At 36.1% G+C, this 15,329-nt stretch carries 12 protein-coding genes; 7 read left to right on the plus strand and 5 right to left on the minus strand.

The window, feature by feature from the left end; translation table 11 throughout:
* Positions 1 to 92: 92 nt before the first annotated feature.
* Complete coding sequence (locus BC781_RS24475) at positions 93 to 998, plus strand: diacylglycerol/lipid kinase family protein (RefSeq protein ID WP_109623013.1); 906 nt, start codon at positions 93 to 95, stop codon at positions 996 to 998.
* Positions 999 to 1,223: 225 nt separating this feature from the next.
* Here BC781_RS24475 and BC781_RS24480 read toward each other — a convergent pair whose 3' ends face one another.
* Positions 1,224 to 1,601: a DUF805 domain-containing protein gene (locus BC781_RS24480; protein WP_109623015.1), complete on the minus strand. Its 378-nt coding sequence runs from the start codon at positions 1,599 to 1,601 to the stop codon at positions 1,224 to 1,226.
* A gap of 170 nt (positions 1,602 to 1,771) precedes the next feature.
* Here BC781_RS24480 and BC781_RS24485 point away from each other — a divergent pair, with 170 nt between their 5' ends.
* Complete coding sequence (locus BC781_RS24485; protein WP_109623017.1) at positions 1,772 to 2,164, plus strand: hypothetical protein; 393 nt, start codon at positions 1,772 to 1,774, stop codon at positions 2,162 to 2,164.
* Between the two features lie 94 nt (positions 2,165 to 2,258).
* Here the strand turns inward: BC781_RS24485 and BC781_RS24490 are convergent, their stop codons facing one another.
* Positions 2,259 to 3,575 (minus strand): ABC1 kinase family protein, encoded by a 1,317-nt coding sequence (locus tag BC781_RS24490; protein ID WP_109623019.1) that lies wholly within the window; start codon positions 3,573 to 3,575, stop codon positions 2,259 to 2,261.
* 24 nt (positions 3,576 to 3,599) lie between these two features.
* Positions 3,600 to 4,247 (minus strand): TetR family transcriptional regulator C-terminal domain-containing protein, encoded by a 648-nt coding sequence (locus tag BC781_RS24495; RefSeq protein ID WP_109623021.1) that lies wholly within the window; start codon positions 4,245 to 4,247, stop codon positions 3,600 to 3,602.
* Between the two features lie 224 nt (positions 4,248 to 4,471).
* On the opposite strand from BC781_RS24495, the gene BC781_RS24500 reads away from it, so the two are divergent.
* The 4 genes from BC781_RS24500 (at position 4,472) to BC781_RS25685 (ending at position 10,705) form a co-directional block, all read left to right on the plus strand.
* Entirely contained in the window at positions 4,472 to 4,921 is a 450-nt protein-coding gene (locus tag BC781_RS24500) for a DUF523 domain-containing protein (RefSeq protein WP_109623023.1), read from the plus strand.
* Between the two features lie 208 nt (positions 4,922 to 5,129).
* Positions 5,130 to 6,014 (plus strand): ABC transporter ATP-binding protein, encoded by an 885-nt coding sequence (locus tag BC781_RS24505; protein ID WP_109623025.1) that lies wholly within the window; start codon positions 5,130 to 5,132, stop codon positions 6,012 to 6,014.
* A gap of 18 nt (positions 6,015 to 6,032) precedes the next feature.
* Positions 6,033 to 9,650, plus strand: coding sequence for an ABC transporter permease/M1 family aminopeptidase (locus BC781_RS24510; RefSeq protein WP_109623027.1), 3,618 nt, complete (start codon positions 6,033 to 6,035; stop codon positions 9,648 to 9,650).
* Positions 9,651 to 9,889: 239 nt separating this feature from the next.
* Positions 9,890 to 10,705 carry a hypothetical protein gene (locus BC781_RS25685; protein WP_109623029.1) on the plus strand — a complete coding sequence of 272 codons (816 nt, stop codon included), beginning with the start codon at positions 9,890 to 9,892 and terminating at the stop codon, positions 10,703 to 10,705.
* A 61-nt stretch (positions 10,706 to 10,766) separates the two neighbouring features.
* On the opposite strand, the gene BC781_RS24520 is transcribed toward BC781_RS25685, so the two are convergent.
* Positions 10,767 to 13,736: a DUF2339 domain-containing protein gene (locus BC781_RS24520; RefSeq protein WP_109623031.1), complete on the minus strand. Its 2,970-nt coding sequence runs from the start codon at positions 13,734 to 13,736 to the stop codon at positions 10,767 to 10,769.
* Between the two features lie 244 nt (positions 13,737 to 13,980).
* On the opposite strand from BC781_RS24520, the gene BC781_RS24525 reads away from it, so the two are divergent.
* On the plus strand, positions 13,981 to 14,715 hold the full coding sequence (locus tag BC781_RS24525; RefSeq protein WP_109623033.1) for an SIMPL domain-containing protein: 735 nt from the start codon (positions 13,981 to 13,983) through the stop codon (positions 14,713 to 14,715).
* Between the two features lie 194 nt (positions 14,716 to 14,909).
* Here the strand turns inward: BC781_RS24525 and BC781_RS24530 are convergent, their stop codons facing one another.
* Positions 14,910 to 15,143, minus strand: a complete 234-nt coding sequence (locus BC781_RS24530) for a DnaJ domain-containing protein (RefSeq protein ID WP_109623035.1) — start codon at positions 15,141 to 15,143, stop codon at positions 14,910 to 14,912.
* Between the last annotated feature and the right edge of the window lie 186 nt (positions 15,144 to 15,329).

Here is a 15,329-nt window from a genome sequence, read left to right on the forward strand (position 1 = left end):
CACTCTCCGAATCTTATTTGCCCGAACCAAATTAATACGAGTCGCATTAAGATAGTTGAGGTCTACTTTTTCTCATAAAATTCTAAAGTTGTATGAAAGTATTATTAGTTGTCAATCCCATTTCTGGAAGTACAGATAAAACCGAATTTATCAACCAAGCGAAATCTTTATGTCAGAAATATGGAATCGAGCTAGAAGAATTTCATACCACAGGAAAGGACGATGTGATCAACCTAGAACATAAAGTCAAAGAATACACCCCTGATAAAGTTGCTTCTGTGGGCGGAGATGGAACTACGCTCATGACCTCATTGGCTCTACTCGGTTCTCATGCTCCTATGGGAATTGTTCCTCTTGGTTCTGCCAACGGAATGGCAAAAGAGCTAGGAGTTTCACATGATCCGCTTACTGCTTTTCATGATATACTGCTCACACAAGTTAAAATGCCTTTGGACATCATAAAGGTGAATAGTGAATTCTGTAGTATTCATTTGGGAGATGTGGGAATTAATGCCACTATCGTTGAAAAGTACTCAAAGGAAGAAGAACGCGGTTGGGCAGCTTATGCCAAGCATTTCTTTTCTGCAATCGCCGAATCTGAGCTATTCAACGTTAGCATTGAAATAGATGGAGAAATAAAAAAACATGAAGCTTATACCGTTATCATCGCCAATACAAGAATGTACGGAACAGGCGCGGTGATCAACCCTAAAGGGAATCCACACGATGGACTTCTAGAGATTGTCGTGGTTCACAAACGAAATCTGGAAGGACTAATAAATTTAGGACTTAGCACCATTTCTGAAGACCTTGTCAGTAAAGTGGAAGATCATGCTAAAATTTACCAAGTTGAGAAAGCTAAAATAACCTTTGAAGAGCCTAAAACACTCCAACTGGATGGAGAGCTGACAGGAAAACATAAAGAGCTTTGCATAGAAATCATTCCTGGTGCAGTTAATTACTTAAGCACAACAGACAATATTTTCTATAAACCTTAATTAAGTAAGTAAAAGGATATAGGAATATAGGTAAGACTATCCTTAGAGTTTGCGAAGCTAGCGAGTGCAGCATCTAAGGATTTAGGTATGAAGGTAAGAGTCTTCAGACTCGATTTTATTCCCTATTTGAGTCTGAAGACTCTAACTCCCATTTCTTAATTCGAAGATCACTTCGCTAACTCTTCAAATAGAAGATTTTATCTCGAAAATATATGTCCAAAATACTTAAGATAAAGCAATCTCTTGAATGGGTTCTGCGCCATATTCATTTGCTCCTAGATCTCCTTTCTTAATCCACCAATAAAGTAAAACTAAAGATCCGATAAGCGGAATAAACATAATAAGCAGATACCAGCCATTTTTACCAATATCGTGAAGTCTTCTTACACTGACAGCTATACTTGGCAATAACACTCCCAAACTATAAATCCCATAGATTGGCCCTGCCCCTGTTTCTGCATTTGCAATACCAAAAAGGTTATCAATCAGAGCAGCCACAAATCCGATTAGAAAGTTGAAGAGTACAAACATCCAAAACTCTTTTCTACTTGCTCTACCATCAAAGCCTGTGTAATTACGCAATACTGCCAAGTACCATTTCATAACTGAGAAAATTGATTGTCTAGCATTGAAACAATCTTTAACTCAGAAAAGTACCATCCTTTCCATTTTCACATTTCACCTAAAAAGAATTCTTTTTTTATACTTCATTTCAACCTTCTGAGCATCAGGTGGGTCTTAGAAGTAAGAGTAAGCATAAAAGCACATGATTTATGATCAGAAAATTAATCCTATTAACCATTTTACCTATTGTATTCTTCTCTTGTAGCGATGAATATACTGGCCCAACTAAAGAAGTGAAAATAGTTGTAAAGGGAACTAACTTCGATCCAGATACACTGATAACTTCTGGTGACCTTCTTTTGCAAGGACGATTACGATTTTCAGTACTTACAATCAAAGACGAACCACTTTCAGCCTTAGAAAATATATACCCCAATATGGCTTATGATATTTATGTTCCGTCATGGCATCCGTACGGAAGTCGACAAGGGATATTTGTAAAGCCTCATGAATATATTATCGGAGAAAATACCGATTCCATTATCGTTCAATTTGAGAAGAGAGAGATTTCCCCAACACTTGAGGAAGATCAAAGTTTATAATCAACAACAACAAACTACTTCATAGTAATTCACACCTAAAAAGGGTAGAAAACATTCGTCTTCTACCCTTTTTCTTTAGCCCTATTTTTACTGTTTACTTATTTACACTAGAGCTGTCATAACTTTCAGTCTTCACTTTTGCTCCCAAATCATGGAGTAAATTATAAAGTCCAAAGTATGTTCTATTGATATAGAGACCATCTCTTGCCCCTCTCGCTTTTTTACTTGTTCTAAATTTTTTCGCTTCCGAAAGCATCTCTCCCATTTCAAAAATTTCCTTGAAATAGCTTTCATCTGCAAAATCAAACTCTTTGTGATGGAAAGGTCTTCCGAGTAAGAAAATCAGATCGCGGATGGTTTTGGAGAAATATAATTTATCTTCTTCGGTATCATCATCATAAATGAACTGAAGCGTCTTGAATTTTTCCATCAGATGATCGTCATCGGTATAAACCTCTTTTTTCAGTAAACCGAAATACGCATCATAGAAATCTTGAGGAATTACTTTAACACAACCAAAGTCAATAACACCAAGTGTTCCGTCTTCTTTTAGCATGAAATTTCCAGGATGCGGATCAGCATGAACTTGCATCAACTGATGAATCTGAAAATCATAGAAGTCCCAAAGAGCCTGACCAATCTGATCTCTGATTTCTTGAGAATGTTCTTTCTTCAAAAACTCGCGCAGTGGCTTTCCTTCTAGCCAATCCATCGTAATCACTCGCTCACTCGAAAGCTCTGGATAATATTTTGGAAATCTTAGATTTGGAATATCAGCACATGCTTCTGAAATTTCGATAGATCTTCTTACTTCCAATTCATAATCTGTTTCTTCCAGAAGTTTCATTTCTACTTCTTCCATGTAATGGTCTAGCTCTGTTTCATTCAGATTGACCAATCGCATAGCAAAAGGCTTTACTAACTTCAAGTCAGATTTCACACTAGAAGCCACCCCAGGATATTGAATTTTGATCGCTAATTCTTTTCCCTCCAAAGTAGCCTTGTGCACTTGCCCAATTGAAGCTGCATTTACAGCCGATTTGGTAAAGCTCTCATAAATCTGCTCTGGTGCTTTCCCAAAGTATTTTCTAAATGTTTTTACGACCAAAGGATATGATAATGGCGGTGCACTGTATTGTGCCATTGCAAACTTTTCTTGATAAGCCGTTGGCAACACATTTTTATCCATACTCATCATCTGAGCTACTTTCAAGGCACTCCCTTTAAGTTCACTCAACGATTCGTAGATATCTCTTGCATTATCTTCATGAAGTTCTTCGGTTCCTATTTCTGGGTTAAAAACCTTCTTGGTATAATGCTTTACATAATTTCCACCAACTTTCGCCCCTGTACGCACAAAACGAGCTGCACGCTGCACTTTGGTAGAAGGTATCTTAGATTGTTCTTTCATGGTTTCGGGTTAGTTCTAATGTGTTTATCGGCTTTGGAATAAGAATTTTCCAAAATCAAAAGCAGACTCTAAAGGCGTTTCAGCCATCAGATCAAAGCTCAGTTTTACTGCTCTTTCTATTGCCTCATCCGTTTTTTCAAATCCGACACTTTCATCTCTTATCCAAAAATCTATCACAAATAAGCATTGCACCCACATGGCTTTCGGATAAAAGTCATCCAAATATTGTCTGCGTTTAATTTCCTCACTTTCCTTTGCCTCCATCAAGACATTTCTTACCCACTTATGAAACTCGCTTTTAAATAATGACAAGTATTCTGGAGTTTTTTTCAATGCCTTCTCTTTCGGACATTCTGTAGCTTCAAGAATATAACTTCTATTCTTTTTCAATACTTCAGCTAAAGTGAAATAGAATGAAAGTAGCTTCTCTCTTGCTGAGTATTCTTGGTACACCTCTTCTGAGGTCATCATCTCATAAGTTTCTTGAAAAAAAGAATGCCATATATGCTTTTCAATTCCCTTGAATGAATTGAAATGTTGGTAAAAATCTTCTTCTTTAAGTTTGATAGATTTAGAAAATTTGAATACCGAATTCGGCTTAGTGCCATGTTCTAAAACATGTAATTTATAGGCATCGAGGATTTTTTGAGTCTTGTTTACGGTAGTAGCCATAGTTAAAGGGACAGATAAATAGTTCTTTTCCTAAGTAACATAGTTAGATTCGGAAATGTTATTGATTTTTGAGGAAGAAACATACATTTCATCTACAAAAACTACACTTCACTCTTCTTCTTTTATAGCTCATAATCAGCTTTTAGCTGTTAATAAAAAACTAAAATTTTGGACTTCAATTTTCTTCCTCTGATCTTTATATTTTCTCTACAAGAATAATTTTTATGAAGAAAAAATACTTGATTAGTGCTTGTTTGGCAGGAGAAGCTTGTCGTTATGATGGAAAAGATAATTTAAAACCTGAACTAAAGGCTTTGCTCGAAAATGAGGATGCTATTTTAGTCTGTCCTGAAGTAATGGGAGGTCTCCCAACACCAAGAACTCCCGCCGAAATTATTCAAACCGAAGACGGCTTAAAGGTTGTCACCAAAACAGGAGAAGATGTCACAGATGCATTTCAAAAAGGTGCTGAAAAAAGTCTAGCTATCGCAAAAAAATATAATATCACTCATGCTATTTTGAAGGCTAAAAGTCCATCTTGTGGAAGTGGAAAAATTTATGATGGTACTTTTACAGGGAAATTGATAGATGGAAATGGCATAACAACCTCCATTTTAGAGCAACATGGTATAGAAGTATATTCTGAGCTTAACTATCCTAACAAGGAAGATTAAACACATTTTTACGCATTACTTTTTTTCGTTTTTCGACTAATAGTGTTTTAATATTTAACAATTAATAGTGCTTTCTATTATAATCTTTTCATTCATTTTTAGCACTTTAGCAACCTATTGATTTTTACCACGTCTTTTAATAAGATTACGATAAGCTACTACTCCCTTTGTACTAAATATTTTTTACATATAAATTTTTCCCACTCGAATGACAAGTTTACGAATTACTAATCTTTCTAAAACTTACCCAAATGGTGTAAAAGCCATGAATGATATCAACCTTGAAATTAGCAAAGGCATGTTTGGGCTTTTGGGGCCAAACGGTGCAGGAAAGTCATCGCTTATGCGAACGCTTGCTACACTTCAAGATGCTGATCAAGGATCGATTTTTTTGAATGAGATTGATGTCATCAAACACCCTGAAGAATTAAGAAAAGTTTTAGGATACCTACCACAAGAGTTTGGGGTTTATCCTAGAATTACTGCTGAACAATTGCTAGATCATATTGCGGTATTGAAAGGTATTAGCAATAAAAAAGAGCGAAAAGAACTGGTACACTACCTTTTGCAAAAGGTGAATCTTTTTGATAAAAGAAATAAAAGTGTCAAAGGCTTTTCGGGCGGTATGAAACAACGTATCGGTATAGCTCAAGCCCTTATCGGAAATCCGCAACTGATCATTGTAGATGAACCAACCGCAGGCTTAGACCCTGGTGAAAGAAACCGTTTCCACAATCTTTTGGCTGATGTGGGTGAAGAAGTTGTCGTGATTCTTTCTACGCACATTGTAGAAGATGTACGAGAGCTATGTACTGATATGGCGATCATGAACCTCGGACAAATTGTGTACAAAGGCGCTCCAGAAGATGCTGTTTCTGAATTGGAAGGCCGCGTTTGGCAAAAGACTATTGCCCGAAATGAAGTGGAGCAATACAAAGCACAGTATCAAGTTATTTCTGATAAAATGGTAGCAGGAAAACCAGTCATTCACATTTTGAGTGATGAAGCTCCTCAAGATGGTTTTATTGCTGTTTCTCCGAACTTAGAAGATGTATTCTTCTCCAAAATCAATCTTCAGCCAGAACTTGTTTAATCTAAGCTTATCTTTTTTATGTTTTTAGAAATATTCTTGAAAGAGGTCAAGGGCGGATTAAAACAGCCCATGGTCTATGTATTCATTTTTGTCTTAGGACTGCTGAGTACTGCCGCAGTTGTAAGTGACAGCGTAATGATTGGTGGTTCAGCTGGAGCAGTCTTCCGAAATGCACCTCACATTGTTACATTCTACATCAGTATACTCTCTATTTTTGGAATTTTAGCCTCTACTGCATTTTTCAACAATGCAGCTCTCAGAGACTTTAATAACCAATTCAACGAAATTCTTTTTAGTACACCAATTAAGAAATCAGCCTATTTTTGGGGCAGATTCTTAGGGGCTTTTTTCTTGGCTACTTTACCTTATTTGGGCGTTTATCTTGCTTTTATTATTGGTAAAGAACTAGGCCCAGTAGCAGGATGGATGCCAGCCGAACGTTTTGGTCCGACACCTTGGAAAGCCTTTCTAAATACTTATTTACTCTTTGTTCTTCCAAATACGCTATTTGCTGGTAGTTTGGTATTTGCTTTAGCCAGCAAATTTAGAAGTACACTGATTTCATTTGGAGGTGCTTTATTCATTCTTATGGGCTATGCCATAGGTTTATCTTTAATGTCTGATATCGAAAATGAAACGATGGCAGCATTAGTAGATATGTTTGCGGTTAGTACGTTTACACATGTCAGTAGGTATTTCACAACAGTTGAGAAAAATACAACGGTTGTAGCCTTTGAAGGCTTGATGCTCTACAACAGATTGATTTGGACTTCAATTGGACTACTGATTACAGTATTGGCTTATATTACCTTTTCTCCCAAAGCTAGAAACATTGGTAAGAAATCTAAAAAAGAAGAAGTTATTGATTCGGTAGCTGATCAGATTAGTAAACCAAATGTACTTCCTCGTTTCGGTACTAGTCTCACTTGGTTACAATGGAAGAGTATATTTGCTATCAATTTCAGAAGCATGATCAAGAGTAATCTAATGAAGATTCTCTCTATCTATGTTTTGATTGAATTCATTGCAAATGTTTGGGGCGGCTTCGAGTATTTCGGACTTCAATCTTATCCTGTTACCTACAAAATGCTATCAGTCATTCAAACGTCTATCAGCATTTTGTTTGCAGTAAGTATGGTCTTCTACAGTGGCGAATTGGTATGGAGAGATAGAGAAGCTAAACTAAATGAAGTTATTGATGCTACTCCACATAACTCATTTATTTCTCTTTCTGCAAAAGCCTTTGCACTTATTTCTATGCTAAGTGTCATCCTCATCGGAATGATTTTCTTTGCGGCAGGCTACCAACTGATCAATGGATATACACGCTTTGAATTTGACGTTTACTTTACCGTATTATTCTTAGATACATTCCCTGGATTCATGATCTGGATCTTTGTCTGTATCCTGATTCAAGTACTCGTCAATCATAAATATATCGCCTACTTTGTTTCGATCTTGATCATGTTTGGGTCAGAGATATTGATGAGTGTCTTCGATGTTCAATCTAGAATGATAGACATAGGTTCTGCCCCAAATATTACTTATTCAGATATTAGTGGTTTAGGTCCTGGTTTAAGTTCTACAATTTGGTTTACGATCTATTGGGTACTATTTGGTTTATTGGCTCTTTTCAAAGCTGGTTTCTTCTGGAATAGAGGTACAACCAAAACGTTCCCTGTAAGAATCAAATTAGCGGTTCAACAAATGAAAGGAGGAAATGCCATTGCCTTTTATGGTCTATCTGTTCTTTGGATTGGAGTGGCTTCTTTTGTTTACTACAACACTCAAGTTCTGAATCCTTATGATACAACAGACCAAAGAGAGCAAAGCCAAGTAGACTATGAAAAAGAGTATAAAAAATACACAGACTTGCCAATTCCTTCTCTTACAGATGTCACCTATCATATTGATATTTTCCCGCATCAGAGAGATGTTTTTGTAAAAGCTGATTTGAAGTTGGTCAATAAGCAAGAGAACCCAATCGATACACTATTATACGTTTATAGTGACGATTGGAAACCAACCTTTGAAATCCCAAATAGTAAAGAGATTTTCCATAATGAAGACGATGGAGTGATCATGTTCCAACTTGATCAAACTCTTGAACAAGGAGACACTATTGATCTTGTATTGAAGACGGAATATGTTACTGAGGGCTTCCAAAATGGTAGAGGAAATACGTCTATAGTTAAAAACGGAACCTTCATTAATAATTTGACCATTTTACCTAAACTAGGGTATTATGAAGGTATTGAAATCTCTGACAAGAATAAACGTAAGAAGTATGACTTGCCAGAAAAAGAGCAAATGCCAGAGCTGCAAGCTGATTGTTCAGAGACATGCTTACGCAACTACCTATCAAACGGTCGTTCTGATTGGGTGAATGCTCAAACTTTTATATCTACTTCAGATGATCAAATTGCTGTTGCTCCAGGAAGTTTAGTAAAAGAATGGACAAAAGAAGGTCGAAAATACTACCACTACAAAGTAGATCACCCTTCATTAGATTTTGCATCGTTTGTATCTGCTCAGTTTGAAGTCAAAAAGAAGAAGTGGAATGATGTGGATATCGAAATCTATTACGATAAAGATCACGGACAGAATGTAGATGTCATGATCGATGCCGTAGAGCGTTCATTAATCTACTACTCAGAAAACTTTGCCCCTTACGAGCACAAACAAGCTCGTATTATCGAGTTTCCAAGATACAGTACTTTCGCGCAGGCATTCCCCGGTACAATGCCATATTCTGAAGCCTTTGGTTTTATCATCAACTTAGAAGATGAAACAGAAAATAATGTCATAGATGCAGTGATTGCTCACGAAATGGCACACCAATGGTGGGCTCATCAAGAAATTGGTGCAGAGATGGAAGGCGGTACAATGCTGACAGAAGCCTTTGCTGAATATTCCTCTTTAATGGTCATGAAATCAATATCTGATGACATGAAAATGAAGAAATTCTTGAAATATGACTTCAACAGATATTTGAGAGGTAGATCAAGTGAAGTTGAAAAAGAGAAACCACTTTATAAAGCAAACAGTGATCAAGGATATATCCATTACGGAAAAGGTAGTGTGGTACTTTATGCCCTACAAGACTACATCGGAGAAGAAAATGTCAATCTTGCTTTAAGAGACTTCTTGGGAGAATTCAGGTATAAAGAACCTCCTTATCCGACTTCTTTAGACTTCCTTCGTCATTTAGAGAAGCAAGTACCAGACTCATTGGCTTACCTTGTAGATGATTGGTTTAAAGAAATTACTTTGTATGACTTTAGACTTCAAGAAGCAACAGTTAGTAAAACAGCTGATGAAAAGTTTAGGGTAAAAATGAAAATTGATGCCTCAAAGCTAAAAGCTGATTCGCTTGGTACTGAAAATGAAGTTCCGATTAATGATTGGGTTGATATTGGGGTTTATGCCGATGCTGATGAAGAAAAACTACTTTACTTCGAAAGAGTAAAAGTTGATCAGAAAGAGCAGTTCTTTGAGTTTACTGTCAATGAAAAGCCACTTAAAGCAGCTATTGATCCTCGTAGATTACTGATCGAAAGAGTAATCAAAGACAATGTCAAATCTTTAGAGGAAGTTGATTCTGAAAAAGAAGATTTACTCGCAAAATCTGAATAACCAACTCATTTATAGATAAATGAAGCCCGATTAGTAATTGTACTGATCGGGCATTTTTTATTATAATAAATTTAGAGATAGCAAGATTTAAAGATTGATTAGCATTCAATCTATATTTTTAAGTATTGATCTCTTCAACTTTTGCTAAAAATGAAATTATAGTAAACTTTCTGACTTTACTTTTCACTTGTCCCAAATGTTTACCTATTTCGGATAAATCTATTTCAAACTTTTTGATTATGAATACTAAAAAACTTTACACCCTTACACACCTAACTATTGCATCAATTTTCGTTACACTTCTTACCCTTGGTTCTTGTCAAAAGAAACAAGAAACTGCAACTGAGGCAAAGACCGAAACTGTAGAAGAAGTTGTAACTGAAGAAGTAAAAGAAGAAGCTACTACTCCTGAAACTAAAGCAGTTGCGGCACCACAAAAAACACAAGTGAGTGCTAGTACTTCTAAAGAATCAACTTCTACTTCTGTGACAGCAGAATCTCCTGAAGTAAAAGAAATCAAAGCTGAACCTAAGGTATTTACACTTGCCTCAGGCGGTATGATTGATGTAAAATTGGATGGAGAACTTTCTACTGATTCGGTAAAAGTAGGTAACGTCTTTAGTGCACTCGTTACAAAAGATGTTGTTGCAGATGATGCAACAGTTATCCCTGCTGGTTCGGTCGTAAAAGGAGAAATTACCAAAGTTAAGAATGAGAAAAAACTAGGTGGAAAATCTCACATTGAGCTTACACTTAAAACGGTTACACTAAGCGGAGCTGATTATGCACTTGTAACAAAAGCGCTTTACTTTGAGGGCAAAAATAAAATTGGTAAAACAGCTCTTAATGCTGGTGTAGGTGCTGCTGCTGGTGCTTTAGCTGGTAACTTGGGTAGTAAAAAAGGAAACAAAACTAAAGGAACTCTTATTGGTGCCGCTGCTGGTGCTGCTGCTGGTGTTGGTGCTACAGCTCTTGGCAAAAAAGGTTCTTATACATTGGAAAGCGGAATGGAATTGTCTTTCGAACTTACTGACAATGTAGAAATCACGATGTAATTTCTTATTTCGTTATTTCCATAAAAAATCCCTAGCCCAAAACTGAGCTAGGGATTTTTTTCTATTTCATTCGTTCTTTCAACTTCACATAAGCAAAGGAGGCAACCAAGAGCAATACTCCCAGGCCAATAAATACCATTATCTTTTGTGGCATCGCTAAATCAATAGTATCATAGAATACCACCTTCAATAAGGTACTTGCAAAAAATCCGATTGAAATCTTTACAAATAACTTATCTGCTGATCTCAAATAAATAAATATAAGTACGATTGCATTTAAACCTAAAAAGAGGGTAAACAATGCACCAAATGCATCGAAGTGGAATCGTTCTAACAAAGTCAGTACTGAAGATATGAGCTGCAACTGAAGTACTATAAAAGTCCAAGGAAAATGCTTACGCAAACTATCTTCTAAAGCTCTCTGATAAACCGAGTACATGTAGTATACATAAACGACCAATAGTACTGTATATAAAATAGGTATCCATATACTGTTAGAGAAGAGAACAACTGCACTAAACAAACCAAATACACTTGCCAAAGCATAATTCCAGTGTTCTGTAGCTTTAAATACAGCTACATACTTATTTGTATATAACATAGCTAAGAGGCTCATTGAGATTCCTATTCCTATCCAAGCCTCCGTATTGTTGTCAAATTGCCATACTGAGAGTAATACAATTACTAAATAAGGTGTGAGTATTTGTAGAAAACGATAATAAGATTTCTCTAGCTTTTCAGCATTGTATCCTTTTTCAAATAAAATAAGTGAAACCAGTACCAACGAAAGAACTAAATAGTTTAGCTCATTTTTGAATGGGAATAAATAACATACACCTACGAATAGAATATATACCTCGGTTTTTATCGCTCTATATTTCACTTTTTTAGCGATTGCATACGGTATTAATATAGATATACTAGCAACTACACTCAACCATTCAGGATAATGCCTATAAACTGATTTTATAATAGCAACTGGAATAAGTAAGAAAAAGGCTCCCCACAAATGATATAGAATGGTATAAAGCTCACTTTTCTTATCCATTTTCATGAGCTGATAAATCATTCTTAAGCCCCACAAACTTAAGAAACACTCAATCATTGCAAACTTTCCATACATCAACTGTCCTGCAAAGTAAGCGTGCCCTACTGTCATGGCTGAATTTGTAATCCCAATTCCTAGTACAGCCAATGAAGTCAGTGATAAATATGCCGTATACTTATTTTTGAAATATTTATGCCATCCAAACATACCTACTGCTTGAATTGGAGCTAATACACAAGCCCACATTCCCATGAATTGGAAGGCTACTACATTAAAGACGATAATTGCCCAAAGTGGTATGATTTCTTTCGTGACCTTAAACCAAACTTGCTCATCTCCTTCCAGTTCATTTTTTTTCCACTCAATCACTCTCCAAACAATCGTTAGTAAGAGCCCAAGTGCAAAGAAATTATAGAAACTATCTTGTGCTAAGCCCAACTCCCAATTGGTCACTAATGCTGAACTCTGGTAAAGTAATTTCCCAACAGCAAAAAGAAACAGTAACCACGCTTCTTTTCGTAAAGCCTTCATTTGGAAAGTAAAACCGAAAATCATGAGCAGTACGGCTTCCAATCCCCAGAAAAAGCCCATCATACTATGCTCAAACAAGGCAGGTATTGCCAAGCCTACAAAAGTAGAAATAATTGTGAGTAAGGCTACTTTTATTCGGTTATCAAGTCTGCTCCACAAGAACTTTAAACCTATACCAAAAACAGCTGCATTTCCTAAATATAAAAGTCCTAAAATGAACTGTTGTTCGATCAGACTCTGATACAAATTGAACAGTAAAAAGCCTAAAGATCCACAGAGAACTAACAGATCAGTAGTTTTCCAATTGTATTTTAACTTCCCTTTTTCAAAAACTACAAAGAAGAAAAAGAGGTAAGCAAACAGATGGTCATAAGCAACAAATAATAACTGATTTGGTCGCTGCTCAAATACCGAATATTCTAATAGAAATACTGAATTCAGAAATGCTAAATAAAAGAGTCCTCGCCATGCTATTCGTTCTGAAATTAGAATTGCACCTAAGGTTAAAAACCACAAGTATAAAAAGTACAATTGCCCATTTTCTGTAGAGGATAAATAAAATGGCGCATAAGCACCTCCAAACAAGAATAATACAGCTATGATTTTCGCTTCCAGTCTAAGTGCTAAGAACACTCCAAGTCCTGTATTCAGCACTACCAAAATAAAGCCTAAGAGGCTGGATGACAAAGAAGGAAACTCTCCTAATCCACTCATAAAGTAGATCATAAGATAATTGAGGGCTAAGCCTAAGCCCACCAAAGCAGAGCCAAAATCTTCATACTTTTGATCTCTGAAAAATAATCGAAATCCAACTACAATCACGGCTACTCCCGATAAGAACCCGCTACCAACTTTCACGACCTCTGCCCATTTCCCAAATTTAGGTAAAGCATATTGCATGAGGTATCCAAAACCAAATAACATGGCAACAACCCCTGCCAAAGTCATAAAGAGAATCGGTAGCTTCCCTTCTTTCTTATATCGAAAATAAATACCCGATAATAGCCCGAACGCTTCTGAGATAGGAGCTAACCAAGGCAATACATTTTTCCACTCAAATGTTGATTGCTCTCTTACTTCAGACTCAACTTCCGCTACTCTTTCTTCTTCCTTGTCTTCAATCGGAGGTGGAGTTACTGCTATATTTTGAGGCTTTACTTTTCGTATTTCTTCATTTCTCCGATCCGCAAGGGTAAGCTCTAGTTGCTCTTCTTCTTTAGGGACAAAAGCTGCCTTCTCTTTTTCAAGCTGATTTAAATAGAAACCTCTAAGCGTACTGAGTTCTTTACGAAGTTCAACCATTTTGGTATTTAACTCACGCTCCAAAACCCGTTGTTTATTACTTACATTTTCTAAGGCATCAGCATAGGCCATCAATGGTTTCCCACATGATCTGCATAAAAAAACATCTGCTTCATTTTGCGTTCCACATGCAGTACATTCATTCATCATAAGCTAAAAAATTTAGTCTTTCTCCTCATTCTCAAAAAGTAAAGAATCTGGAGTATATCGTGGAAGTTATAAACATAAATTGAATTGACAAAAGACAAAACAGGATGTAAACCTCCTAAATCATGTTAGAGATAGGCATTCTGAATATAAACATTGTTAAATACAGCAAGAGATCACATCTCTTTTGGAGTATTAACTGTCTTAAGAAAAAACAGGATTAAGACCATACAACATACCAACGAATATGAAAAAGAACTTATCAATACTATTACTATGCTTAATGCCCTTCTTTGTTTGGGCACAAGAGCGTCATTCATCTGACCCTATGATAAAAGTAGAAGGCTATGCTACCGTAAAACAAGTACCCAAACTGATGAACATTAATATCACTATCAGTCAAGAAGATATTGCCTACGATATGGCTGTACAGAAGGTACAAGAGAAGCTCAGCAAAATGAAAGAGAATTTTAAGAATGCGAGCTTAGATGAAGAACTAATTAAAGCTACTTCATTCAGAGTAGATGAGCGTTTTGAGTATCGTGATGGAAAGAGAAAATTGATGGGCTATAATGCAGTCATGGATCTTTCTGTAAAAACAGAATACAATGCACAGACAAGCTACAAGGCTGTAGCCGCACTTACAGAAGATAAAGAATTTGTACGTTTTAGTATTGGTTTTGAGCTTTCTGATGATCAAAAAACAGCTTTAAAAGAAGAAGCTTTGAAAAAAGCAGTAGCAGACGCAAAAGCAAAAGCACAAATTCTGGCAGAAGCTGCAGGAGCTAAACTTGGAGACTTAAACAGCATAAGATACGGACATACAGACGAACACTATAGACCTTCTCCTCGTGCCTTTGCCAAAGGTGAAGTAATGGCTATGGAAGCTCAGTCTGCAAATATGGGTGGAAATCTAGAATTGAACCCAAAAGAGATCGAAATCTCGAATAGAGTAATGATGAAATGGGAAATTGAAGACTAACAAACTTAAACACACTTTAATAAAACAGTATATTTAAATTTCTTCTTTCTCTTAGTAAGCCTCCTTTCTAATTTTTAGAATTGGGGGCTTTTGCTTTTCCTATTTATCTCTAAAAAATAAAGCTCAAATCAGTTACGATCCGAGCTTTTTAAATTTCATAAGACTAGAGATTTGAACAGATTAAATTACTCATCTTAACCATTCTCCCCTTCATCAAGAGTTCTGTCATAAGCCGTTCGTTTCTCAGTATCTGAAAGCACTTTGTAAGCATTTTCAATTTCTAGAAACTGTTGCTTTTCTGAAGCCCCTAACTCTCCATCAATCCTCAATTGATCAAACTTGAGTAAGAAACCAATATAAGCTTCCTTAACTTCTTCTGATGCACATCCCCGCCTAAGCCCTAAAAGCCTATAATAGTCTGCATTCATTTTAGTTAAAAAATTTAGTTTTATAACCCTTCTTTTAAATTCTAAAAAAAATCCATAACAACCTATAAAATCAACAAAAATTAATTTGAATTTAACATTGTGCTATCGAATCAAAATCATAAATAGAAATATGGTTTTCAGTATCTACAGGGATTTTTATTCTATTCTATACAATCTCCGACTCTA

This window comes from Sediminitomix flava, from assembly GCF_003149185.1.
Classification (GTDB): Bacteria; Bacteroidota; Bacteroidia; order Cytophagales; family Flammeovirgaceae; genus Sediminitomix; species Sediminitomix flava.

What these genes read in the sequence shown, in the direction of transcription:
- BC781_RS24480 (WP_109623015.1), bottom strand. Translation starts at nt 1,601, where the DNA reads ATGAAATGGTACTTGGCAGTATTGCGTAATTACACAGGCTTTGATGGT.
- BC781_RS24510 (WP_109623027.1), top strand. Translation starts at nt 6,033, where the DNA reads ATGTTTTTAGAAATATTCTTGAAAGAGGTCAAGGGCGGATTAAAACAG.
- BC781_RS24490 (WP_109623019.1), bottom strand. Translation starts at nt 3,575, where the DNA reads ATGAAAGAACAATCTAAGATACCTTCTACCAAAGTGCAGCGTGCAGCT.
- BC781_RS24505 (WP_109623025.1), top strand. Translation starts at nt 5,130, where the DNA reads ATGACAAGTTTACGAATTACTAATCTTTCTAAAACTTACCCAAATGGT.
- BC781_RS24520 (WP_109623031.1), bottom strand. Translation starts at nt 13,736, where the DNA reads ATGATGAATGAATGTACTGCATGTGGAACGCAAAATGAAGCAGATGTT.
- BC781_RS24525 (WP_109623033.1), top strand. Translation starts at nt 13,981, where the DNA reads ATGAAAAAGAACTTATCAATACTATTACTATGCTTAATGCCCTTCTTT.
- BC781_RS25685 (WP_109623029.1), top strand. Translation starts at nt 9,890, where the DNA reads ATGAATACTAAAAAACTTTACACCCTTACACACCTAACTATTGCATCA.
- BC781_RS24500 (WP_109623023.1), top strand. Translation starts at nt 4,472, where the DNA reads ATGAAGAAAAAATACTTGATTAGTGCTTGTTTGGCAGGAGAAGCTTGT.
- BC781_RS24485 (WP_109623017.1), top strand. Translation starts at nt 1,772, where the DNA reads ATGATCAGAAAATTAATCCTATTAACCATTTTACCTATTGTATTCTTC.
- BC781_RS24530 (WP_109623035.1), bottom strand. Translation starts at nt 15,143, where the DNA reads ATGAATGCAGACTATTATAGGCTTTTAGGGCTTAGGCGGGGATGTGCA.
- BC781_RS24475 (WP_109623013.1), top strand. Translation starts at nt 93, where the DNA reads ATGAAAGTATTATTAGTTGTCAATCCCATTTCTGGAAGTACAGATAAA.
- BC781_RS24495 (WP_109623021.1), bottom strand. Translation starts at nt 4,247, where the DNA reads ATGGCTACTACCGTAAACAAGACTCAAAAAATCCTCGATGCCTATAAA.